General features: G+C 40.2%; 19 protein-coding genes and 1 riboswitch. Of the genes, 9 read left to right on the top strand and 10 right to left on the bottom strand.

Features of this window, described 5'->3' with window-relative positions:
* Both IGM09_RS12825 and folP read left to right on the top strand, forming a co-directional pair.
* Positions 1 to 594 (top strand): non-canonical purine NTP pyrophosphatase, encoded by a 594-nt coding sequence (locus tag IGM09_RS12825; RefSeq protein ID WP_010713670.1) that lies wholly within the window; start codon positions 1 to 3, stop codon positions 592 to 594.
* Complete coding sequence (gene folP / locus IGM09_RS12820) at positions 587 to 1,378, top strand: dihydropteroate synthase (protein WP_010713671.1); 792 nt, start codon at positions 587 to 589, stop codon at positions 1,376 to 1,378. Before IGM09_RS12825 ends, folP begins: the two co-directional genes overlap by 8 nt.
* Positions 1,379 to 2,291: 913 nt before the next feature.
* Here the strand turns inward: folP and IGM09_RS12815 are convergent.
* The 6 genes from IGM09_RS12815 to IGM09_RS12790 form a co-directional block, all read right to left on the bottom strand.
* Positions 2,292 to 3,302 (bottom strand): serine hydrolase domain-containing protein, encoded by a 1,011-nt coding sequence (locus IGM09_RS12815; RefSeq protein WP_080270555.1) that lies wholly within the window; start codon positions 3,300 to 3,302, stop codon positions 2,292 to 2,294.
* A gap of 487 nt (positions 3,303 to 3,789) precedes the next feature.
* Positions 3,790 to 3,987 (bottom strand): hypothetical protein, encoded by a 198-nt coding sequence (locus IGM09_RS12810; RefSeq protein ID WP_010774056.1) that lies wholly within the window; start codon positions 3,985 to 3,987, stop codon positions 3,790 to 3,792.
* Between the two features lie 117 nt (positions 3,988 to 4,104).
* Positions 4,105 to 5,091: a polyprenyl synthetase family protein gene (locus IGM09_RS12805; RefSeq protein WP_002354740.1), complete on the bottom strand. Its 987-nt coding sequence runs from the start codon at positions 5,089 to 5,091 to the stop codon at positions 4,105 to 4,107.
* A gap of 37 nt (positions 5,092 to 5,128) precedes the next feature.
* Positions 5,129 to 5,686, bottom strand: a complete 558-nt coding sequence (locus IGM09_RS12800) for a Gx transporter family protein (protein ID WP_002354743.1) — start codon at positions 5,684 to 5,686, stop codon at positions 5,129 to 5,131.
* An 11-nt stretch (positions 5,687 to 5,697) separates the two neighbouring features.
* The gene (locus tag IGM09_RS12795) at positions 5,698 to 6,120 is read right to left on the bottom strand and encodes a NusG domain II-containing protein (RefSeq protein ID WP_002358956.1); all 423 of its coding nucleotides are present in this window, start codon (positions 6,118 to 6,120) and stop codon (positions 5,698 to 5,700) included.
* Between the two features lie 581 nt (positions 6,121 to 6,701).
* Positions 6,702 to 8,648, bottom strand: a complete 1,947-nt coding sequence (locus IGM09_RS12790; protein WP_002354747.1) for an NAD(P)/FAD-dependent oxidoreductase — start codon at positions 8,646 to 8,648, stop codon at positions 6,702 to 6,704.
* Positions 8,649 to 8,925: 277 nt separating this feature from the next.
* Here IGM09_RS12790 and pplA point away from each other — a divergent pair, with 277 nt between their 5' ends.
* The 5 genes from pplA (at position 8,926) to IGM09_RS12765 (ending at position 16,806) form a co-directional block, all read left to right on the top strand.
* On the top strand, positions 8,926 to 9,855 hold the full coding sequence (pplA, locus tag IGM09_RS12785) for an extracellular electron transfer flavoprotein PplA (protein WP_002367507.1): 930 nt from the start codon (positions 8,926 to 8,928) through the stop codon (positions 9,853 to 9,855).
* Positions 9,856 to 10,110: 255 nt separating this feature from the next.
* Positions 10,111 to 11,178, top strand: coding sequence for an FAD:protein FMN transferase (locus tag IGM09_RS12780; protein WP_002354751.1), 1,068 nt, complete (start codon positions 10,111 to 10,113; stop codon positions 11,176 to 11,178).
* A 13-nt stretch (positions 11,179 to 11,191) separates the two neighbouring features.
* A complete protein-coding gene (gene menA / locus IGM09_RS12775) occupies positions 11,192 to 12,139 on the top strand; it encodes a 1,4-dihydroxy-2-naphthoate polyprenyltransferase (protein ID WP_002358958.1) in 948 nt (315 codons plus the stop codon).
* 385 nt (positions 12,140 to 12,524) lie between these two features.
* Positions 12,525 to 12,887 (top strand): LPXTG cell wall anchor domain-containing protein, encoded by a 363-nt coding sequence (locus IGM09_RS12770; RefSeq protein WP_104845584.1) that lies wholly within the window; start codon positions 12,525 to 12,527, stop codon positions 12,885 to 12,887.
* Complete coding sequence (locus tag IGM09_RS12765; protein ID WP_033625223.1) at positions 12,874 to 16,806, top strand: WxL domain-containing protein; 3,933 nt, start codon at positions 12,874 to 12,876, stop codon at positions 16,804 to 16,806. The genes IGM09_RS12770 and IGM09_RS12765 overlap by 14 nt, the downstream gene beginning before the upstream one ends.
* 197 nt (positions 16,807 to 17,003) lie before the next feature.
* On the opposite strand, the gene pepG1 is transcribed toward IGM09_RS12765, so the two are convergent.
* From pepG1 to IGM09_RS12750, 3 genes are all read right to left on the bottom strand, one after another.
* Positions 17,004 to 17,147 (bottom strand): type I toxin-antitoxin system toxin PepG1, encoded by a 144-nt coding sequence (pepG1, locus tag IGM09_RS12760; protein ID WP_080270554.1) that lies wholly within the window; start codon positions 17,145 to 17,147, stop codon positions 17,004 to 17,006.
* A 293-nt stretch (positions 17,148 to 17,440) separates the two neighbouring features.
* A complete protein-coding gene (locus tag IGM09_RS12755) occupies positions 17,441 to 17,584 on the bottom strand; it encodes a putative holin-like toxin (RefSeq protein WP_033624079.1) in 144 nt (47 codons plus the stop codon).
* A gap of 330 nt (positions 17,585 to 17,914) precedes the next feature.
* Entirely contained in the window at positions 17,915 to 19,531 is a 1,617-nt protein-coding gene (locus IGM09_RS12750; RefSeq protein ID WP_002372620.1) for a phosphatase PAP2/LCP family protein, read from the bottom strand.
* A 91-nt stretch (positions 19,532 to 19,622) separates the two neighbouring features.
* Positions 19,623 to 19,789, bottom strand: a riboswitch (M-box (ykoK) riboswitch).
* A 203-nt stretch (positions 19,790 to 19,992) separates the two neighbouring features.
* Here IGM09_RS12750 and IGM09_RS12745 point away from each other — a divergent pair.
* Positions 19,993 to 21,288 (top strand): AAA family ATPase, encoded by a 1,296-nt coding sequence (locus IGM09_RS12745; RefSeq protein ID WP_033625219.1) that lies wholly within the window; start codon positions 19,993 to 19,995, stop codon positions 21,286 to 21,288.
* A gap of 8 nt (positions 21,289 to 21,296) precedes the next feature.
* Positions 21,297 to 21,929: an RloB family protein gene (locus IGM09_RS12740; protein WP_033625218.1), complete on the top strand. Its 633-nt coding sequence runs from the start codon at positions 21,297 to 21,299 to the stop codon at positions 21,927 to 21,929.
* A 66-nt stretch (positions 21,930 to 21,995) separates the two neighbouring features.
* Here the strand turns inward: IGM09_RS12740 and IGM09_RS12735 are convergent, their stop codons facing one another.
* Positions 21,996 to 22,988, bottom strand: coding sequence for a biotin--[acetyl-CoA-carboxylase] ligase (locus IGM09_RS12735; RefSeq protein WP_010776203.1), 993 nt, complete (start codon positions 22,986 to 22,988; stop codon positions 21,996 to 21,998).
* Between the last annotated feature and the right edge of the window lie 46 nt (positions 22,989 to 23,034).

The raw sequence follows: 23,034 nt of genomic DNA, 5'->3' as shown, positions 1-23,034 counted from the left end.
ATGGAAATTATTGTTGGCACGAATAACCAAGGTAAGTTAAAAGAAATGCAATCAGGACTTAAGGACCCCGCTATTCAACTTGTCTCTTATCGAAAGTATACAACCAGTCAAGAACAACCTGCAGAAACTGGCACTACGTATGCTGAAAATGCTTATCTAAAAGCTCGCTTTTTCCAACAATTAATTGGCCGCCCAGTGTTAGGTGATGATGGCGGCTTAACGTTAACTGCTTTTCCTGATTTATTAGGTATTCATACAAGCCGCTTTTTCCATTCAGCCAATCCGGAAGAACAGAACCGCGAACTGTTGCACTTATTTGAAGGGCGACAGTCGACTCGAGAGTTAACCTTATCAGCCACGTTGGTCTATGTACTCGATGACGACAAACTGTTGCAAACGGAAGCCACTTTGACTGGTGAATTAGTTGAACCGCACGGTACAGGTGGTTATGGCTTTGATCCGATTATTTATTTACCAGATCGAGGCAAAACCTTAGCGGAGTTGTCCACGAGTGAACGAATGAAGATAAGTCCTAGAATGCGGGCTTTACGAAAGATGATTCAGCAGATAAAGGAGCAATGTGACAATGATTGATTTAAAAAAGAATTACCAAATTATGGGGATTGTCAACACGACCCCCGACTCTTTTTCTGATGGCGGTAGCTACACAACGGTCGACGTGGCCTATCAACATGCGCTTCATCTACTAGAAGCGGGGGCCGATATTTTAGACATTGGCGGCCAATCCACACGTCCTGGCTACGAAGAAGTTTCTCCACAAGTTGAGGTAGACCGAGTATTACCATTAATAAAAAAAATACGTGAGACTTCTCTAGCGCCGATTTCTGTGGATACCTACTATCCCGAAGTAGCAGAAGCCGCGATCCAAGCTGGCGCCACAATGATTAATGACATCAAAGGATTAGACACTCCGAGGATGGCAGAAGTCCTCGCACAATATCCTGAAGTCCAAGTTGTGATTATGCATTCTAGAAAACGCCAATCGCTTTCTTTAAAAGAAGAGTTGCACCAATTTTATACAGAAAAAATTGAACAATGCCAAAAATATGGGCTTTCCTTAGAAAAAATTTGTTTCGATCCAGGGATTGGCTTTCATAAAACTGTCGCAGAAAACCTTCAACTGTTAAAAGATCCTAACGCCTTTCGCTACCAAGATTATCCGTTACTATACGGCGTTTCTCGCAAACGAACCATCGGCGCTTTAACGAACGAACCAGAACCAGCCAACCGTGATTTTGGCTCAGCCGCTGCTTCCTTGTATGCAGCACAACAAGGCGTAGAAATTTTACGTGTTCATAATGTCCAAGGCTTAAAACAAACATTTGATGTCTGGCGAGCATTGTCGGAGAAGGAGTAAGGGCGGAGCAATAGACTAAACAGACCGACCATCAAAAAAGATGGTCGGTCTGTTTAGTCTAAAAAATTTTAGTTGGCTGAATCGTTTTATCCCAGTAAACGGTGCGCGATTTTTATTACAAAAGAAAGCGGCTGTTGAATAATCAGGAAAGTAAGCGTATTCTAGGAAGGTACAAATGTGTTATACTACACAAGTAGGAAGTTTATGACGGTGGCAATTTCTCAAAAAAAGGGGGACTGCCAATGTTTTTGCTTGTTTGCTCTTTCCCTAGAAAGGAATAGTAGTGACTGTCTTTGAAGCATTGATGCTTGCGATTGCTTTCGCAACATTAATTGTCAAAATCAGTAATAAAAACGACAAAAAATAAACCCGTCATAACTTTTAGCGAAGATTGACGGGTTTATTTATCCACAATTAAAGCTACCGTCTTAAACGGTCTACCCGAGAGCGTATGTCTAGTACGCTCTCTTCGTGTTTATTATAGCAAGTTGAAACGGAAAAGTCGAATAGTAAATAAAAAAGTAAGCGTATTCTAGGAAGGCATAAATGTGTTATACTACACAAGTAGGAAGTTTATGACGGTGGCAATTTCTCAAAAAAAGGGGGACTGCCAATGTTTTTGCTTGTTTGCTCTTTCCCTAGAAAGGAATAGTAGTGACTGTCTTTGAAGCATTGATGCTTGCGATCGCTTTCGCAACATTAATTGTCAAAATCAGTAATAAAAACGACAAAAAATAAACCCGTCATAATCTTTAGCCAGGATTAACGGGTTTATTTCCTAATTAATTCAGCTACCGTCTTAAACGGTCTACCAGAGAGCGTATGTCTAGTACGCTCTCTTCGTTTTTATTATACCAAGGTATCACCTAAAAAGCTAGCCGCTAAATCTTTCAATAGGATTAGAGCTTTTTTATTAATTTTGAGAAAATGACCAATCTCGAATTAAATTACGCCAATTGGAACGTTCATCCATAGAATATTGATCTAATTCAGAAGTGGCTTCCCGATTATAAAGCATAACTTTTCCTAGACCTGCTTTTCGATGCAGAAAGATTTCGCAGTAAAAACCTAGATATTGACCGCCATGGTAAAACCAATCTCCTAACTTCATCCAACCACAATTATATTCTTTTAAATAGAGATTGAAAACTTGATCCCAACTTTCGGGCGACAAAATTTCACCTTTGAGAACTGCTTGTAGCCATTTCGATAAGTCGTTAATAGTCGAGACCATACAGCCATCTGCAGATAGTAATTGATAAGTATTTGGAAATTCATGTAGTTCATTATCAATGTTACGATAGCTCCTTGCTATGCTATTTTGTGTGGCAAAGGAAGTTTTTACCATCGATAAAGGAGACAAGATTTTTTGTGTTACAAATTTCTCAAATGAGAGTCCAGATACTTTTTCAATAATCAAACCTAATAAATAATAATTAGTATTACTATAAGAAACTCGGGTTCCAACCTGAAAATCCATCGGTTTAGTAGCAATTATCGTTTTCAATTTATTGAAAGAAATTTGTTCTGCGGTAGCAAATTCAGCATAAAATTCCTGAAGTTTTTCGTTTAGCTCTGGTCTCTGTTCTTTAATTTTTTTCAAACTATTTAAGAATAGCTCCGTTGGATAATCAGGTAGACCACTACTCATTGTCAATAAATGTTTAACTGTGATTGCTTTTGGGATTAGCAAATCTGGAAAAAAGGCTACTACTGGCATTTCCAAGTTTAACTTACCTTGTTCATGAAGGATCATGCAGGCGGTACCAGTGAATTGCTTCGTTACAGAGCCAATACAACTTTGAGTTGCTTCTGTGAATAACTGTTTTTCCTTAAATTTTGCAAACCCATAATTTTTCTTAGCTAAAATTTTATCAGCGGTTACAAGTGCATAACTACCATTGTAATCGGTCTGTTGATAGATAGTTTCTAATCTATGGATTATTTATTGTAAATTCATTTTTTCTCTCTTTTCGCTTTAGTCTCCAAGGCTGATATTACTTGTCTTGGGAAAAATGTTAAATTAAGCGAACATAGTTGGTACATCTTTACGCAAAAAATCACGTCCTTTCAATTATTAGTATACGCTTTCAATACATAAAAACGGCAAAAAGGATTTAGAAGAAACAAGCTTACATCAAATGTCTTCTATGAAGTGGTCAGGATAAGTATCCCAATATTTTTTATAGACACGGTCTGCGTGATTATCTAAATTTAACTGGTACATTCAGAAATGAGCACATTTTTGGGTTGCCATTGTTCTCTGTATTAGTAACAGTACGTCATACCGATTTATTTCATCACATTTCCACTGTGATAATTTTCTACATCATGTGTGGCTGTAATATAGGGGATACTCTCTTTTTTTCAGTAATGAAACCAATGATTTACTGGCGTCTGTCACAATCCCTTTATGCCGAAGAAACTCCTTTCGAAGTGCCAAAGTCGTGACTATCGTTCATTTCCGCTTTTACGTAGCCAATTGGACAACTATTTTCTTTATCTTTAAGACAGATGGCAAGGTAATAGGGATGATGCGTGATTGTTTTTTCATAAAACGCCCACATTTCGCTGAGCGTGGTATGAGAATACCACTGGAGAAAAGTCATAGTAGCACCTCTTTCTACTAATGAATCAAGTATATTTTTAAATTCTATCATAAAATATATGTTTGGTATCACCTAAAAAGCTAGCCGCTAAATCCTCAATAGGATCCAGCGGCTTTTTTAATTTTCTCTTGTCAAAATCGTTTGTGTAATTTCATACAATTGTTCTTTCGCTTGGGCCTTTGTTTCAGGAAGTTTGCTGATTTCTTTCAGCGCTTTTTCTGTGTAATGAGTGGCTAATTGTTGGGCCTTTTCTACGCCACCTAGTTCATGGACAAGACGATAAATTTCCTGTGTTTCTTCATCGGTCAAGGTTTCTTTTTTCATTAAAAGTGGCAACAAGACTTCACGATTGGCTTCAAGTGCATAAATCAAGGGCAAAGAATACACGCCTTGACGTACGTCTTCTAAGACGGGTTTGCCGATGGCATCGGCAGTTTGTGTATAGTCCAAAATATCATCAATAATTTGAAAAGCCAGCCCGATATTTTCGCCGATTTCACCACAACGTTTGGCAAAACGTTGGGAGGTGCCACTTTCATAGGCACCGACAAAACAACTTAGCGCAAACAGTTCCGCAGTTTTCCCGGAAATATTTTTTAAATATTGGTCAATCGTTACCTCGAAATTATAGCGATTGTCCATTTGACCAAGCTCACCAGTCAGGACTTTTTCCATACTGCGCGAATTTAATTGAATGCTTTTTAATGAAGAAGAATAATCAGATAAGAGCTTGAAACAGCAAACAAAAAGATAATCGCCTGTATACACGGCTGTGCTATTTCCAAAGCGCGAACGCAATGTTGGCAAGCCACGACGCGTATCAGCTTCATCGACAATATCGTCGTGAACTAACGTGGCGGTATGCAGTAATTCAATGGAAGCCGCTAACGCTGTCGCCTTTTTAGGGTCCCGCTGTTCACCAAAATAAGAGAACAACAGTTGGTAGGCTGGACGTAGCAATTTGCCGCCAGAATGAATCATGTCATGGACAGCAGCTTGAATCTCTTGATTATCGATTTGAACCGCTTGTTCCATCAAGCGAAGAGTAGTTGTTAATTCTTTTGATAACGTAGGATAGGTATTCCACATAGGATGTATATTCATAAGATGACTCCTTTAATTGTGGCGGACAGGTTTTCAATTAGAAAAATTGACTCCACTTATGTTTCGTTGTTTGTTCATAATTCAGTTGGAATTTTCGTAACGTCTGGACATGTTGTAGTAAATAATTAGCGGCAATCCCAATCGCAATCCCCGAAAGTAACCCAAACAGAGATAGAAATGGTAAGTACAGCATCGGCGCCCACGAATGAGCAAAGAAAGAGGTCGTTAGCAACTGACCAACGTTGTGTAAGAAACCACCAACGGCACTAATCCCGATAATGCTGACCCGTTTTGGCCCCAGCTGCTTGACAAGCAACATGCCGAAATAACTTAATAAGGCACCACTGGCACTATAGAAAAAGGTCGAAAGTGTACCGCCCAGTAATGTCGTTAAAATCAAACGTAAACAGACTAGGAAAAAACTATCACGCTTACGCATGGTGAAAATCGCAATAATAGTAATTAAATTTGCTAGACCGAGCTTTGCCCCAGGAGCAAATGCGAAAGGGTAAGGAATCATATTTTCGATTAAGCCAATAATGACCCCTTGGGCAACGAGCATAGCAATATAAATATTCTTGTGTAATTTGCTCATAGTTGTCGTGCTTAATAAATTAAGCTACCGTCTTCACTCCCATCAGAAGCTTCCACGGTGATAAACAAATTGTGGGGTAGACAGGCAATCGGGGTTTCACCAGGTTTGGAAATCCAGCCTCGCCGAACATCCACTAAGTCAGCACAGTTGGCTTCCTTCACGCGGATACGATCACCATCTACTTCAATCAGGTTGTAATCACCGTCTTTTGCTTCGTATTTATATGTATAATGCGGGCCGTCCTTTTTTAAGTCAAAGACTTTGATTACTTTGTTGTCTACTTTCAAGACTGCTTGATACGTAGCCGCTTCTTGACCACGGTTTTGCATGGCAAAAACAACAAGGGGCAGAAAAGAACCAAGAACTAAAACAGCAATAATAATAACGTCCCATGTTTTCAAGCGACTTTTCTTAATGAATTCTTTGATCGTCATTTTCTTCTCTCTCCTTTGGTGTTTTTTTCTTGTCTATCATAACACAGTGAACGAGCTTGGAACAAAAATTATTTTGAATTTTTGTTCCAAGCTCAAAAACTGATAAACGGCGGGAACAGAACCAACACTACGCGTTGCTCCGATCTCAACAACTTCTAAGAGCTAAAGCTCTAAGAGTTGAAGGTCCTTCGGAAATAAGCCGAAATTGTTGAGAATCACGAAGAACGTAGTGATTCGATGATGAACAATACCTACTTGGTCTCCAAAAATTAAAGAGCACCGAGTAGGTATCATGCAACATCAACTCTTTCCTCGTTGTGTTTTATGACAATTTTCGGAAATTCCTTCTTATTGCTGAGAAACACTATTTGCAAAGCAAATAGATGTTGAACAGTACCTACTTGGTTCTCGGAGCTAAACGATTCTGTCCCGACCTCAGTTGAGCCACCATATTATATAAAAGAAAATATGTGGGACAAAAGTCATGCTTGACTGCTGTCCCACATACTAAATCCTATGATAGTCAGCTGGAGACATGTGTCTCAGCTTTTGCTCGTAGTTGTCAATCGATTATCGATTGCTTACTTACCGCCGTATCTAGCTTTCGGGGTACCATACCACGCTTTACCAAGTTTGCGTTGAATCCATGGAATTACCCAGCGGTCTAAACCGACAGCACGGCCTGAACCGTTCATCAAAGCAAAAGCGACAAAGATAAACCAGATATTTACCCAATAGAACATGCCAGATAAACAGAAGGCAATTGTTAAACCAATTGTAGCAGCACTTGATAACCAAGTGAATAAACCAGCAATCAATGCTAAAGCAATACATACTTCAACGATTGTCATGAATTTTTGCATGAACAAAGCAACTTCTTGGTTTGGCATCATAAATTTCATTACGCTTTCGAACCATTTAGGCATGTGATCAAACACTTGCATTGGTGTTTCGCCGTAAGCGTAGCTTAAACCAAAGTGCGCTGCTTGTGTTGCCGCATCGGCACCACCGCTTGCCGCCGCATCCGCCGCACCACTTGCAGCAGTTGTTGCTGTTTCAGTTGCTTGAGAAGCACCTGTTGTTACTTGTTCTTGTAACCAAGGGAATGGGAAAACGACTTTATCTGTGAACCAAGAACCGTCACCAAACCAAGTGCTTGGTTTCAAGTAATCGCCGTTGCCGACAATTTTCTTCATTGATTCGACTAACCAAACCATACCATAGAAGACACGTAGCGGAACACTCCACAAGACATTGCCGTAACGAGACGTATGTCCGCGAGCAACAGAACGATCATCTTTAATATGGAAGATTTCGTGCATAATGTATTGGAACATGTAGTAACCAGAACGAATATCAAAGAAGTATTTCAAGTTAACGATATGTTTCATAATGATGGCTAAGAAACCACTCAAATGAATTTTATCGAATAAGTTGGCAACGCCCCATTTCGCGCCGATGGAAACCATGAATCCTTGGTAGTTTCCTTTAAAGGCGTGTTTTTCGCCACCTTTAATATCTGCAACGATGTTGGCAGCCGCAGTATGACCTGTTTGTTCAGCTGCTTGAACGATTTGAGGAGTTGGTGTGTTTGGTGTTTCTTCGTAATAAACCAAGTCACCAATGATATAAATGTTTTTGTCTTCGTAACCTTTTGCTTGCATGTATTCATTCGCAACTAAACGACTACCACGTGCTGCTTCTAAACCAAAGTCAGCGGCATCAGAAGTTGCTTTCACACCAGCTGTCCAGATTAACGTATGCGTTGGTACTTCAGAACCATCTTTTAATTTAATGTGATCTGCTGCAACTTCAACGATTGGTGAGTTCAATAATAATTGAACATTTTTCTTTTCTAGATAACGTTCTGCTTTGGCAGCATCGTTACGAGATAACATGTTTAAGATGGTTGGCATTGCTTCAACAACCATTAATGTAATTTCGTCTGGATCAATTTTGGCATCTTTCGCTAAACGATCTTTCCAGTCGATTAATTCGCCGACCATTTCGATCCCAGTAAAACCAGAACCACAGACAACGAATGTTAACATTGCTTTGCGTACTTCAGCATCTGGTTCGATGGCTGCTTTAGCAACGGTTGCTTCAATGTGATGACGAATTTTCACTGCATCATCAAATGACCATAAGGTGAAACCATTTTCTTTCACGCCTGGTGTTCCAAAGTCGTTTGGTTCGCCACCCATACCCAGAATTAACTGGTCAAATGGATAAGAACCTGCTAAAGTTTTCACAACTTTATTTTCTTTGTCGATCCCAGTAACAGTATCTGTTACCAATTTTACGTTTTTCTTGCGTGAGAACAAACGTTGTAAGTCGTATTGAATTGCTTCTGGTTCAACACGTCCGCCTGCTACTTCATGCAATTCGGTCATCATAGTGTGGTAAGAATGGCGATCAATCAATGTGATTGTTACGTCCGTATCTTTTTTAAATTTCTTTGCTAGAAATTTAGTAGCTGAAACGCCAGCATACCCAGCACCTACAACGACAATATTTTGCTTTGTCATTGACAATCCGCTCCTTAATATTGTAAGTAGTAAAATAGTGATAATGATTAATAAGTACACAATCGACTAACATTATATAAGTATTTCACGAATTTGTCTAATATAAATTTTAATTGTCAACAAATTTACTCCAACGATGAGTTTTTGATGAAAAAAAGACCGAAATGTAAATATTTTTAGGGGATGGTCTTGACAACGTTTTTAAAACCATTATAATGTGTAATGTATCACAAACTTTTAATGTTTGTGAAAATCATGAAAGAAAAGGTGACTATCAATGAAAGTGAATAAATTTGTTAAAGGTTTTGCGGCAATTGCATTATTTAGTTTAGTATTAGCAGGCTGTGGCGCAGACAAGAAAGACAACACAACGAACTCTTCTAGCGCAGCATCTTCAGAAACGAAAAAATCAACTGAATCATCAGCACCAGCGAAAAAAGTTGCCGGTGGCGATTTAAAAGATGGTACGTATAAATTAGAAGAAAAAAATGAAAAAAATGGTTACCGTGCAGTCTTTGAAATGACTGTAAAAGACGGCAAAATCACTGAATCTAAATATGACAACATCAATGCTGACGGCAAATCTAAAACAGAAGACACTAAGTATGAAGAAAGCATGAAAGCAAAATCTGGTGTTGGACCAAAAGAATACATCAAACAATTAAACGATTCTTTTGTTAAAGCACAAAGCGCAAGCGGTGTGGAAGTAGTAACTGGTGCGACTCATTCATCTGAATCATTCCAAAACTACGCACAACAATTAATCCAAGCAGCACAAGCTGGTAACACAGACACAATCGAAATCGACAATGGGGCAACATTGAAAGATGGTACGTACTCATTGAAAGAAAAAAATGACTCAAACGGCTACCACACAACATTCTCAATGACTGTGAAAGATGGTAAAGTAACTGAATCTAACTACGATAACGTGAACGCTGACGGCAAATCTAAAAAAGATGACACTGAATACGAAAGCAAAATGAAAGACGTTACTGGCGTTGGACCAAAAGAATATATCGAAACATTAAACAAAGAATTTGTTAAAGCAATGGGCGAAGAAGACGGCTCACCTGCAGGTGTTGAAGTGGTAACTGGTGCAACACACAGCACACATTCATTCATCAACTACGCACAACAATTAGTGAACGCTGCTGAAAAAGGCGACACAACTGAAATCGTTGTTGACAACATCGTAACAAAATAAGTAATAATAAATGAATCGTGAAGTAGTTCCTGAAACGCTTTTCAGCAATTACTTGACACCATTGAGGGGTTGGGAAAAAGTCGGTTGGCTGACTTTCCCGCCCCTTTTTCTTCGCTAGTTCTGTCCATCATTTCACAAATTTTTTTCACAGAAATTTGTGAATTTCCAAGAGAAAGACTTTTCATTTTTTCCAAAAAAGGCTACTATGCAAGAGAACTTATTTTTTAATTAAAGAAGGAAAGAAGAGGGAATCCTATGAAAAAGAAACTTCTGCTCATGGTGAGTGTTCTAGCAGTGCTGTTTGTGGCAGCTGCTTGTTCCTCAAAACCAGAAGCGAAAATTAATACAGAACCATACTCTGACCGTCAAACAATGCTTGGTACCTACGTTCAAATTCGCATCTACGATGATGGCAAAGAAGACGTCTTACCGAAAGCTTTTGCCCGTGTCAAAGAACTAGGCGATAAAATCACCGTCAACCAACCAGGTTCAGAAATTGATGAAATCAACCAAGAAGCAGGCGTGAAACCAGTCAAAGTCTCAGATGACCTGTATCCTTTGTTGAAAAAAGCCTATGAATATAGCAAAGACTCCCGCGGCGGCTTCGACATGGCAATTGGTCCAATCACCTCTATGTGGCACATTGGCTTCGATGATGCCCGCAAACCAAGCCAAGCCGAAATTGATCAAGCCTTGAAACTTGTCGATTACACGAAAGTCAAATTCAACGACAAAGAGCAAACCGTTTACCTTGAAGAAAAAGGCATGCAATTGGATTTAGGCGCAATTGCCAAAGGCTTCATCACCGACGAAGTCGTGAAAGTCCTCAAAGACAACGGCGTCACCACCGCTATCGTCGATTTAGGCGGGAATGTTTACGTCTTAGGACACAGCCCACGTGGCAAAGACATGGACTGGACAGTCGGGATTCAAGATCCGAATAAAGCCCGCAACACAGTCTTAGGTCAAGTCAAAGAAAGCAACAAAACCTTAGTCACATCAGGAATTTATGAACGCTACTTAAAAGTCGATGGCAAAACCTACCACCATCTCTTTGATCGTGAAACTGGCTATCCGTTTGATAACGACATCGCAGGTGTTACCATTATCACCGACAAATCCATCGATGGTGATGGTCTCTCAACAGCCGTCTTCTCAATGGGCGTCAAAAAAGGACTAGAATATGTCGAAAGTCTGAAAGGAACCGATGCCATTTTCGTCACAAAAGACGACAAAGTCTACATCAGCAAAGATATCGAAGGCAACTTTGAAATCGGCAAAGACTCTGGCTATACGATGGGGAATCGGGCCGATTTGAAATAAGGAGCGACTAAAAATGTCTTTAAATGTGTTTTTAAAAGTAGTGGAAATTCAGACGAAGCTTGCCAGTCTCTTTCCCTTCATTATCGGGGTCTTGTTTTCAATGACCTATTTTGGGGAAGTCCAGTGGGGCAACACGCTGGTTTTCTTCATTGGCATGGTGGTCTTTGATATGGCCACCACCGCCATTAATAATTACATGGACTTCAAAAAAGCCAAATCGGACGTCTACAAATATGAAGAAAATATTATCGGACAATCAGGCGTTTCACCACAACTAGTTCGCAACATGATTTTCGCCATGATTGCCTTCACTGCCGTTGTGGGTGCGTACTTGACGGTTCAAACCGGTTGGCTCTTCCTTGTGTTAGGAGGAATTTGCTGCTTCATCGGGATTTTCTACACGTATGGACCGATTCCGTTATCCCGTATGCCCTTAGGAGAAATTTTCAGTGGCTTCACGATGGGCTTAGGCATCTTCGTCTTAACCGTTTACTTGAATGTCGTCACCAATCCGCCTTTTTACTTAACGGTTGATTTCGCCAGTGGCGCCTTTCGCTTAGACGGCAATCTCTGGGCGGTGCTTGCGATTGTCGTGGCGTCCTTGCCTTTGGTCTGTTCGATTGCTAACATCATGCTCGCCAACAATTTACGGGACTTAGACACGGATATTGAGAACCACCGTTATACATTAGTCTATTATATCGGGCGCCCAGCAGGGATTGTGCTGTTTCAAGTGTTAGCGCTAGCTGGTTATCTGGTGATTTTATTCGGCTTCATTAGTGGTATTTATCAATGGCCTGTGTTAATCACGTTTGCCACTTTGCCTGTCATTTGGAAAAATATTCAAACGTTTAAACAAGAATTGCCGCAGCCGAAAAGTTTCCGCCATTCCATTAAGAACTTAATGGTTTTCAATGGCACCTATGCTTTAGGGCTATTAATCAGTGCCTTGCTTGGTTAGAACCTAAAAAAGTGCGAGGAATGCGAAAAAAATCTTGTTTTTTTTAAAAAGAATGCGTCGGAATAATTAAGAAAAGCTCAAAATGTTAGTCTTTAATGCTAACATTTTGAGCTTTTCTCGTTAAAAAGAGTAAAGACTTAAACTTTGAACGCGTGATTTCGAGGGAAAGTAGGCGTAGAACAACATTTTTGTTTATCGATAATTAAATAACGAGCTTGTAAACGTTGTTCTATCAACGTGTTTCAAAAATTTCGCATAGGGTGCGTAAAAATCGTCAACTTCTACAGGGGGTTTCTTTGTTATCATAGAGGTATGAAAAAAGGTTGTTTGAGCAGTAATTGTACAGAAGCTCAAATCTGTTGTTGATTTAAAAGGAGGTTTTTAAATGAAAAAAAAGCGTTATTTAATGATTGTGTGTCTACTATCTTCTCCTAGTTTCTTTATAAATGTTGAAGCATCTGATGGTGGTTCTAGTTCGGTGGGGATTGAATTTTACCAAAATCCGACAACACCCGCTCCTAAAGATGCCCCGCCGAAAACAGATGCGCCAGCTACTGATCCCAAGGGACCAGCTGGTCCTCCGCAAGGAGATCAACGAAGTGGTGGTTCGACACAGACCACCACAACTGGCTCAACGCTCCCTCGTACAGGGAGCAAGAGTCAGGCAAATCTTAGCATTCTCGGCTTAGTCTTAATTGGCCTTGTCGGAATGGTACATAGAAAGAAGGGACGACATGAAGCAAAATAAATGGCAACGTCTTGCAGCTATTGGCTTATGTGGTTCTTTGCTAGTGAATGCCTTTTCTGGCGTGGCGGCAGTTGCGGAAACCGTTACGATTGAAAGTAGTCCGACCGCTGAAAGTAGCGTCAAGGAAGAAACGCAAGCAAGTAGTGAAACGCAAGAAACAACGACTGAAACAAGTCGAGAAGAAGTAACAAAGGAAATAGAGAAACAAGCAGAAGTGGCGGTAGAAAAGAAGGAAGCACCGCCAGTGAAAGCGGAGCAAAAAGAAGCGGAAGCTCAGCAGGAGGTGCAACTCACACCGCAACTCCCAGTACAAATCCAGAATCGAGCGATTGGGGTTAAGGCAGGAAATTTAGCCTCGCTTGATTCCCAATTTAGGGAGTTATCTAGAAATGAAAGGAATAGGACGCAACTAGTCACTCCAGAAGCACGGTTGGGACTTAATCTTACTTCGAAGGATAACACGCCATTAAATACATCAGACTTCAAATTAAAAACAGAGATGGGCCTAACGAGATGGATTCAAACTACTACTACGAGTGGGTGGTTTGTCCATTCTGATCAAACTATGGTAGCCCCTAATATCCCCACAGAGACGGGGATTGATATTATTTTACCTAGTCAAACAGCCGTAATTGGTTTTGTTTACAGATCAGATATAAGCCTTTACTATCTGAAAGATCCTGAGTTGACTGTACCCAAGTATATAGATACGGTTGAATTGAAAGCACCTGCGAATGGCTACACATACAGACGCTATATTGGTGCTACGGGAATAGGAAATCCTCCAAATGTTGGAGATTATCCTATGAATGTTAGTTTAGTGAAAACGAACGATACGTATGTAATTAATCAACCTAGACAAGCCGTTTGGTCAGCATCGCCAGCACCACCAATTGGTTATCAAGCAGAAATCCGAACAGCTCCATATTCTAACGGTCCTGATAAAGCTAGTGCTAGCGGATTTTATGCTATCCAACAAGATCACAATTTAGTTGTCACCCACAAAAAAATCACCGAAAACTTCGTTGATGCCACAGGCGCCAAAATCACACCGCCAACTGGTTTCACGCAAGGACAACAAACAAGTATTACGAGCAATGACTTCACATACACCAGTGCCAAAGCCTTGCCAGATACCTACACAGTAGGGGACAAGACCTACAAATTCAAAGGCTGGTACAAAGGTACTGACAAAACAGCTCTGAAAACCACGAAAACACCAAGTTATGCCGTCACTTACGATGACCAAGACGACATGACGGCGGTTTATGAAGTGGACACAGGTAAAGATTACAATTTTCCAAGTAAGACTGTGAATTTCCAATTTATCGATGAAGCAGGGACGATTATATCGCCAACGCCGTTTACAATTACAACCGATTTACAACAAGAAATTAATTCCACTTATACGAAGCTTGGATCGATTACTGGGATCAATTCAGGAAATACCAAACGAGTGACGATTCCTGCCAAAACGATTAGAGCAGATGTATCTTTAGGTGGTGTGAATAATTATGGAACAACCAATACAAGAATCACTATTCCAAAATTTTATGAAAATATCTCTGTCTATACAGGAAGTGCTTATACACAAGCTACGTTGAATCGTTATTCAACTGCAGATAATACATTAATCGGTAACCCAACCAGTAATGCGCCATTGTATTACGGACTAAACAAAATGACAACGACACAATTTAAAGTGAGTGAGTATGATTCGACTACTACAATTCCAGAACAATCGGAGTATCTGTATAATCGATTGTATGTATCAGGTGCATCCCGTTTATTTAATTCTTACGTTACGCCAGTAGGGACGATTTACTATCAGTTAACCAATCGCAAGGTCACCGAAAACTTCGTCGATGCCAGCGGTGCTAAAATCACGCCACCAACAGGCTTTACCCAAGGCAACAAAGTAGTGATTGATAGTGAGAACTTCACCTACACCAGTGCCAAAGCCTTGCCAGATACCTACACAGTAGGGGACAAAAATTACAAGTTCAAAGGCTGGTACAAAGGCACTGATCAAACCAAAATGAAAACGACGAAAACACCAAGTTATGCCGTCACTTACGATGACAAAGATGATATGACGGCGGTTTATGAAGAAGTCCAAGAAATCACTGTTCACCCAGGATTCTACGCAGAGTTTGTCGATGAACAAGGAAAAGCGTTCACGAATCCACTTACGCTTTCTGGAAACTATACAGAATTTTTCAGAAAAACCGCCACTAGTCCCTTTGAAGCAACAGGTTCGCTTTACCCAATGGTGGGAAGTAAAGAGGCAACCGTTGCTAATCGCTATAAAGTAGAAACCAAGCAAAACGTCTTGATTCCTAATGATTATGAACTTTTTTCTGATCTACCAACAGGTGTTTTAAATAAAGGTTTTGCGTTGAACAACTTTGATATTACGAATGAATTGAAGTATGTTGACAAAGTGGAAGCAACAACGAAAACCATTACGTTGTACGACTACGAGACCATTAGTGACATTGGCACCAACCTTCTATCAGATTCAGCAACGACTAGTTTTACTAGTTTTGAAACAGTGTTTAACAGAGAGACGAACAATACTTTTTCTGTTAAGGCAAGGTGGGGCCAATCAGGACTAACAAGAGATGTCCTTCCTAGTCTATTATTTCTAACTAGTGCAAATTCCCAACCAAGATTATTTGGTTTCGATGGAACTAGCGACTACAAGCAAACGATAAACTATAAAGTCACACGAAAACAAGTCACCGAAAACTTCGTTGATGCCGCGGGTACTAAAATCACGCCACCGACAGGTTTCACGCAAGGGAAACAAACACCAATGACAAGCAACAGCTTCAAGTATACGGCGGCGAGAGCTTTGCCAGCTAGTTATTCAGCTGGTGGCAAAGCCTATACTTTCCAAGGTTGGTACAAAGGTAAAACCAAACCAAACACATTGACAACAAGTACGACGCCAACATATAACACAACCTTTGATGGCAATGACGACATGACGGCAGTGTATAAAGAGGAAGTGGCAAAAGCGAGTGTTACTTTAACACGCACTACAGCTGAAACAGTGACTAGCGGCGGCAACGTCACATGGCGTGCTACGATTACCAATACAAGCCAAGCACCATTAACTACGGCGACCATCAAGAAATCAACGGCTTGGACAACTGGCTTAGCAGCACCAACTGCCATGATCGTTACACCAGTTGGCGGCACGGCGAAAACCGTCCCAGTCACAGCGACTACTTGGACTAATGGCGTTAGCTTAGGGACTGACATCCCAGTAGGGAAATCTGCCACGGTTCAGTTCACTACCAAAGCGACGGGGACAGCGGGGCAAGTCTTGCGTGCAGGGATTACCACCAGTGGGAATTACAGTGGCATTTCTGCTTCGGCAACTGTTCGTGTGAAAGACAATGATCAGGCGATTGTTACACCAACGGCTGAAGGCTTCATCAGTGTCCCAACTTTCAATTTTGGTCAGATAGGGATTGCAGGAAACACACAACAGCATGGCCTGAAGAAAGCCGCTGATTACTACGGCAACGGTACACGCAATCCCTATCTGCGAATTAAGAAAACTCAACCGAATTGGAGCTTAACGGCACAACTGTCCCAACCAAAATCAGCTACAGACAGCTTGCCAACAGCGACTCGCCTATTATTAGGCACGGCTCCTGTTTCAAGTTTCTCCAATTACAATCAACCAACGGAGTTGAAAAACATGATTGGCACCACGACTGCCATTAACTTAACGGCAAATAACACGGCTACGAACATCGTTGCCAACCAACAATTTACTGGCAGTAATGTCTATCAACTAGACTTCGCATTTGATAATATCAAATTAGAAGTACCAGCTAGTCAAGGCATGACTGGTCAACAATACCAAGCTGCAGTCACGTGGAATTTAGTGACTGGCCCATAAAAATAAAAATGCCCGAGCCTTGAAATAGGAGGCTCGGGCATCTTTTATTGATGGTCTTTTTAGGGGCGTTGTGCTACAATAGCAATGAAAAGAGAGATATGCTGTAACATACCTCTCTAGTGTAGAGCCGTTACTAACGGTGACAAAATTTTAAAGATTTTGAAATGACCGTCTAACTAGGCAAAGTTAAACAGCGGTCATTTCTTTTTGTCTTCTTTAAGCAATTTCACAATCAGTGCAATCAAAGCAATGGTAAACATACCAAACCCTAGGATCGTCTGAATTGTCTCATATGCTGACAAAAGGCCTCTCCTTTCATAGATTTTAGTACTTACATTCATAAGCACCACCACCGAAAGGGGAAAGCATCTGCTCCTACGCTTCTCGCTTTGTTGCGATTCTCGTCGCAAAGCGCATGTTCCTGTGCGCTTGCCGCCGCCATAACTTCTCTACGCTTAGAGTATACCATGTAGAACTAAAAAATAATTAGTTTACAATATATTTTTTTAGGCAATTGTGCTATAATAGCAATGAAAAGAGAGATATGCGCCAACATACCTCTCTAGTGTAGAGCCGTTTAAGACGGTGACCTTTTTAGTTACAAAAAATAACCGTACTCAGTTAAAGTAGACGGTTATTTTTTCTTGTCTTCTTTAACAGCTTTTAGGATTCCGAAGATTAACGTTGCGATAAAAGAACCGAAACTAATCATCAGAGCTAAAGCTTCTGCGATAGACAAAAGGCCTCTCCTTTCATAGATTTTAGCACTTACATTCATAAGAACCACCACCGAAAGGGGAAAGCATCTGCTCCTACGCTTCTCACTTCGTTGCGATTCTCGTCGCAAGGCGCATGTTCCTGTGCGCTTGCCGCCGCCATAACTTCTCTACGCTTAGAGTATACTATGTAAAACAAAAAATAATTAGTTTCCAATATATTTTTTAGGCAATTGTACTATAATGGTAATGAAAAGAGAGCTATGCGCTAACATACCTCTCTGATGTAGAGCCGTTACTAACGGTGACAAAAATTAATATTTTTGAAATGACCGTCTAACTAGCCAAAGTAAGCAGCGCCCCTTTCATTAAGGGGCGCTGCTTTTTAGTCGTTATTGCGATTGTTCAGTGTCTTTTGTAGAGAGGTTCATTTGTTCTTTAATAGCATTTTCGACACGTTGGCGTTCACTCTCTTCCACAAGTTGATAAGAAATACCTTCAATCCCTGTCACGCCATCGCCAGTGTAATCGTAGCCTTTTAATTGATCGGTTTCAATCGTTTTTAGTGCGGGGGTGTATTTTTTTAGCATTGCCATCATTTGGTCAAAGGATAAGTCGGTTTCGCCATGTTCGCCGATTACGTCCAGAATTTCTTGATATTTTAGCAAGCTGTTAAAAGAAAGTAGTTTGTTGGTTAATTCGATTAAAACTTCTCGTTGGCGGCGTTGACGACCATAGTCGCCTTCGGGGTCTTCGTAACGCATGCGCGCGTATTGTAAAGCTTCCCAGCCCCCTAAATGCTGTTTGCCTTTCGGATAATGAATCCCTTCAGCGTCAAAAGCAAAGGCATTGTCAACAGTGACGCCGCCCACCGCATCGCCAAGGTCCTTCATAGCATCCATATCAATTGAAAAGTAATGATTGATTGGGATGTGCAAGACATTTTCAACCGTTTTAATTTGCATATCGGCACCACCGAAAACGTGGGCCGCATTGATTTTATTGTATTCGCCATTGGTGCCAGCCATTTCCACATAGTAGTCGCGCGGGATGCTGGTGATGGTAGTTTTTTGTAATTGATTATTCACTGTAACCACCATTAAGGCGTTGGAGCGGTAATCGGTTTTGCGTTTTGAGTCATTCGCAATTCCCATAATTAAGAAACTAACCGGCTCACCTTTGGCTAAATCGGGACTCTTCGTGGAAGATTTTCTTGGTTTATACATGGTGTTCGCCGTTTTTTGCAAATTACGATACATGCTGACGCCGTAAGCGGAAACAGAAAGTGTGCCTAAAAATAAAAGGGTTAAACTAAAGACCACGAATAAACTTTTTCTTTTACGAGAATGGCGGCGCCGGCGTTGTGTCGGTACTTCTGCTTCCTCTGGTTCAGGTGCCGGCAAATAACGTTGAACAATTTGAAATGAAAAGTTGATCCAGCTATAACTTAGGAGCATCCCAGCGATGACATCACTAGGATAATGAACGCGTAAGATTAAGCGACCTAACACAATCAAAACTAAATAAGTGAGTAAGAAAATTTTGATTCCTTTGGTTTTTTCGACATGAAGATAGGCCAAAATGATCAAAATCGTACAGACTAGCGCCATTGCTAATAATGAATGTCCGCTGGGAAAGCTAGCAGAGCTTCGATCAGCTAAAGCGCCTAGGTTTGGTCGAGCCCGACCCACCACATGTTTAAAAACGCTCCCTAAAAAGCCGACAGCTAATAGGTTACTGACAGCCCAAAAGGCTAGAATTTTTTCTTTTTTGCGTAAAAGGTACACCATCAATAATAAGAAGAATAGCAGCATTGGTCCAATTGTGGCTGTTTTTGCTAACAGATTGACCGCTGTTAAAAGTGGGGCATTTAATTGCCATTTGATGTGATAGATAGCTTCGTCCATTTGTTGAAACCAATTTGGACTAGCCGCCACTAACAAAGTGAGGAAAGTAAAACCAAGCGTTGTTAGGGCATAAAGTGGAAATTTTTTATTCGATGTTTGCATGAGAATCCCTTTCTTTTTCCCTTGAAAGAGTAGACTAAGCCAGCATCGATCGTAAATAAGCGCTTGCGACTAAACAGGACACAGCAAGCCAATCGGTTCTCATCGTCTGAGCTTTAGCACTATCCAACGTAAAGATTTCTCTTAGCTATTTTTAGAAGAGCCTTAATTCGACCATTCCTGTTTTACACATTGGTGTCTTTCGACATTTCTGCGCAATAGCCTATGTTTGGATAGGAGCCTCACCTAACAAGGTTATTTTATCTAACGCTAGAAGTATAGAATTTATGCAGCGGTTCTCACAATGAAGTTTAAGAAAATTTATTGTTTTTTAAATAAATTTAAAGGTGTGGGAGAAAAGCGTTATTTTGGGAAATCGATTTTAAAAACGGAAAAACGTTTTACAGCATCTGCTTTTAACGATATAATAAAAGAATAGATGAAAAAACGAGGAGGTGAACAGTATGCTAGTTAATTTTACAGTCAAAAATCTTCTATCTTTTAAAGAGGAACAAACACTTTCCCTACAAACAGGCGCGTATTTACGAAAGTATGTCAATAATCGTTTCGAAGTGAAGCCTAAAAATTACCCAGAAAAACTAAGGTTACTGAAGAGTGCCATTGTTTTTGGGGGAAATGGTTCAGGAAAATCAAATTTAGTGAGTGGGTTAAATGCGTTAAAAACTTTGGTTTTAAGAGAACAAGCTTCGATTAATGATGCTTTATTATATGAACCTTTTGCGTTAGACCCTCTCACTAAACATAGCCCATCTGTTATGATCATTGAATTTATTAATGACAGTGTCTTGTATCGCTATTCGTTAGCTAACACAGCGCGCGAAGTAGTTAAGGAATCTTTAGAAATTTATGACAAAACGCAGGATGATTTTGTTTATTATTTTAAAAGAGACGGTGCGGAATCTTCCGTTTTTCCAGAAAAATATCAAGAATACCAAACACAAATTAAGTCTAATTCGTTAGTTATCCATACGTTGGAATCAAAAAATGATCAGCACGCTACGAATGTCGTTCGTTGGTTTGCCAATCAGTTAGTTATTTTTGATGGATCTTTACGGAATATTGAACGGTTGAACAATGAAAAAGACAAAGAGAAAGTCTTGAACTTTTTGAAACTTGCGGATATGAACATGGTTGACCTAGTTCCTGTGAAAGACAAAGAGGAAGATTACTCGAAACAAGAAAAATTAGCCGCTGTTTTAGAACGAATTATCCAAGAAAAAGACCCGACTATTGAAATTGGTCGAGTCAAGAAAAGTCTGTATTCGCTGTACTCTGTTTATAACCAATATGATGAAATGAATCAAGTGGTCGGACAAGAACGTATTCATTATGATTTGGAATCTTCTGGGACGAAAAAATTAATTGGCTTAGCGCTAAATATTTTATTTAATCCAGAAGAAAAAGTTTTTGTTTTTGATGAATTTGATGATGCGTTTCATCAAGAGTTGTCAGGAACATTGTTAGAAGCGTTCAATGCCATGGAGACGAATACACAATTTATCTTGACCTCCCATGAACTTCATTTGATGGATAATCAATTGAGAAAGGATCAAATTTACTTCACAGATAAGAATTATCGTGGTGCCAGCGAATTATACGCTTTGTATGACTTTGAAGCAGACCCAAAAAAAGGTCGCGGAGATATCACATATTATCGCCGTTATTTAAATGGTCTGTTTGGTGGTGTTCCTCATATTGATCGAAGTGAAATCGTTCAGGCAGTGAAGGTAAAGGAGTAGAAGTTGGTATGCCAAAAATAAAAAGGGTAAAAAAAGGAAAGAAATTAAAACCAAATGTCATGATTTTTTGCGAAGGAGAAACAGAAGAAGCTTACCTTAGATTGATTAAACGAAAATATTCTGCAGTCAATATTAAAAGTAAACTCAAAGTAAAAACATGTAGACGTCAAGGAGAGGCGTTGGTCGAATACGCCGTTTCCTGTATTCGGAGTATGGGAAAAGCGGAGCGAGACAATTATGATTTGTTTTATGTTATGTATGACAAGGACGAACAAACCACAGAATCGATTGAAAACGCGGTAAGATGTGGACAACGACATCGTCCTGAAATCAAGACAATTTTTTCAAATGAATGCTTTGAACTCTGGTTATTACTTCACTTTGAGGAAGTCAATCGATACATGACTAGAGAAAATTTATATGGGAGATTAGAGAAAGTTCTGCATTTAAAAGACAGTTATCGAAATTTTAAAGGCGCAGAAGTATGTAAGTATCTTGAAGAAAAAGTAGCTATTGCTTTTCAGAATACGAATAAAAACTGGTTTTCTCCTTTAGAAGAAATGAAAATCAATGAAAATCCCTATACGAATTTCCCCAAAGAATTGTGCGAAATGTTAGCACAAAAAGAAGTTGATTTTTAAAGAGCAAGAAAGCATCTGTTTAAATTTAGACAGGTGCTTTCTTGCTCTTTTTCTAAATTTCCCCACTTATCCTCGACGCCATTCACCAATCTGGTCCAAACTAATTTCCCCAGAAGACAACGTTTTGGACGTACCATCAGGCAACTGGACAATCAATTCCCCGTTTCCATTAATGGTTGTCGCAACGCCGCGGAAGTCTTGCCCGTTTTGGGTAAAAGCGACGTCTTTGCCAATCACAAAGGAGCGTTGTCGGTATTCTTCTAAAAAGTCTTTCGTTGAACGTTCGTCTAAAATTTGGTAAAAATGATTCCAAATGTTGGCGACTAATTCATTTCGCGTCGCCGTCGGTTCACCATCTGGGAAAAGGGAAGTCACTTTCTGCCGAATGTCCTCAGGAAATTCGGTTTCTGTAATTGAAAAATTAATCCCCATGCCGATGATAACATTAGAAATCTGCCCTGTTTCCACATTGCTCATGGCTTCCGACAAAATCCCGCAAACTTTTTTGCCATTTAAATAAAGGTCGTTGACCCATTTAATTTCTGTGTGAACGCCTGCCAGAGCATCCATTGCTCGAGCGACCGCTACGGCCATAATCACAGTATATTGGGCGATTTCTTCAAAATTTTGGTTCGGTTGAAGCACCATGCTCATGTAAATCCCTTTACCTGGCGTAGCGAAAAATGGTCGGCCGAACCTGCCCCGCGGCATTTCTTGCATGTCAGCAACAATCAAAGTATTGTCGGGCGTCTGGTCTAAAATCGCCCGCTTAGCATCGGTCATGGTAGATTCAGATGTTTCTAGGACGGTAATTGTTAAAGGCGGCGTTTGGGGCCATAATGCCAACTGAATGCCTTCTGCAGAAAGGACATCTGATTTCTCAAGGCGATACCCCTTATTTTGCACGCTAGTAATTTGATAGCCATCTTTTTTCAATTCATTAATTGCTTTCCAAATAGCTGTGCGAGATAAGGACAGACGTTGTGCCATCTCTTCGCCCGAAAGGAATGCGGGCGTTTGTTTCATCAATAAAGTTAGGACTTGGCTTTTTGTCGACATATTTTTTCCTCCGATTCGTTATGCTTATTGTAGCGGAAAGGAAAAG

It is taken from the genome of Enterococcus sp. DIV0167 (genome assembly GCF_050541555.1).
GTDB lineage: Bacteria > Bacillota > Bacilli > Lactobacillales > Enterococcaceae > Enterococcus > Enterococcus faecalis.
This window is presented reverse-complemented; position numbering and strand designations above follow the sequence as displayed.

Excerpts from the sequence above, each read along its gene's own strand:
- IGM09_RS12825 (WP_010713670.1), top strand. The coding sequence starts at position 1 with ATGGAAATTATTGTTGGCACGAATAACCAAGGTAAGTTAAAAGAAATG.
- folP (WP_010713671.1), top strand. The coding sequence starts at position 587 with ATGATTGATTTAAAAAAGAATTACCAAATTATGGGGATTGTCAACACG.
- IGM09_RS12810 (WP_010774056.1), bottom strand. The coding sequence starts at position 3,987 with ATGACTTTTCTCCAGTGGTATTCTCATACCACGCTCAGCGAAATGTGG.
- IGM09_RS12805 (WP_002354740.1), bottom strand. The coding sequence starts at position 5,091 with ATGAATATACATCCTATGTGGAATACCTATCCTACGTTATCAAAAGAA.
- IGM09_RS12800 (WP_002354743.1), bottom strand. The coding sequence starts at position 5,686 with ATGAGCAAATTACACAAGAATATTTATATTGCTATGCTCGTTGCCCAA.
- IGM09_RS12795 (WP_002358956.1), bottom strand. The coding sequence starts at position 6,120 with ATGACGATCAAAGAATTCATTAAGAAAAGTCGCTTGAAAACATGGGAC.
- IGM09_RS12790 (WP_002354747.1), bottom strand. The coding sequence starts at position 8,648 with ATGACAAAGCAAAATATTGTCGTTGTAGGTGCTGGGTATGCTGGCGTT.
- pplA (WP_002367507.1), top strand. The coding sequence starts at position 8,926 with ATGAAAGTGAATAAATTTGTTAAAGGTTTTGCGGCAATTGCATTATTT.
- IGM09_RS12780 (WP_002354751.1), top strand. The coding sequence starts at position 10,111 with ATGAAAAAGAAACTTCTGCTCATGGTGAGTGTTCTAGCAGTGCTGTTT.
- menA (WP_002358958.1), top strand. The coding sequence starts at position 11,192 with ATGTCTTTAAATGTGTTTTTAAAAGTAGTGGAAATTCAGACGAAGCTT.
- IGM09_RS12770 (WP_104845584.1), top strand. The coding sequence starts at position 12,525 with ATGAAAAAAAAGCGTTATTTAATGATTGTGTGTCTACTATCTTCTCCT.
- IGM09_RS12765 (WP_033625223.1), top strand. The coding sequence starts at position 12,874 with ATGAAGCAAAATAAATGGCAACGTCTTGCAGCTATTGGCTTATGTGGT.
- pepG1 (WP_080270554.1), bottom strand. The coding sequence starts at position 17,147 with ATGAATGTAAGTACTAAAATCTATGAAAGGAGAGGCCTTTTGTCAGCA.
- IGM09_RS12755 (WP_033624079.1), bottom strand. The coding sequence starts at position 17,584 with ATGAATGTAAGTGCTAAAATCTATGAAAGGAGAGGCCTTTTGTCTATC.
- IGM09_RS12750 (WP_002372620.1), bottom strand. The coding sequence starts at position 19,531 with ATGCAAACATCGAATAAAAAATTTCCACTTTATGCCCTAACAACGCTT.
- IGM09_RS12745 (WP_033625219.1), top strand. The coding sequence starts at position 19,993 with ATGCTAGTTAATTTTACAGTCAAAAATCTTCTATCTTTTAAAGAGGAA.
- IGM09_RS12740 (WP_033625218.1), top strand. The coding sequence starts at position 21,297 with ATGCCAAAAATAAAAAGGGTAAAAAAAGGAAAGAAATTAAAACCAAAT.
- IGM09_RS12735 (WP_010776203.1), bottom strand. The coding sequence starts at position 22,988 with ATGTCGACAAAAAGCCAAGTCCTAACTTTATTGATGAAACAAACGCCC.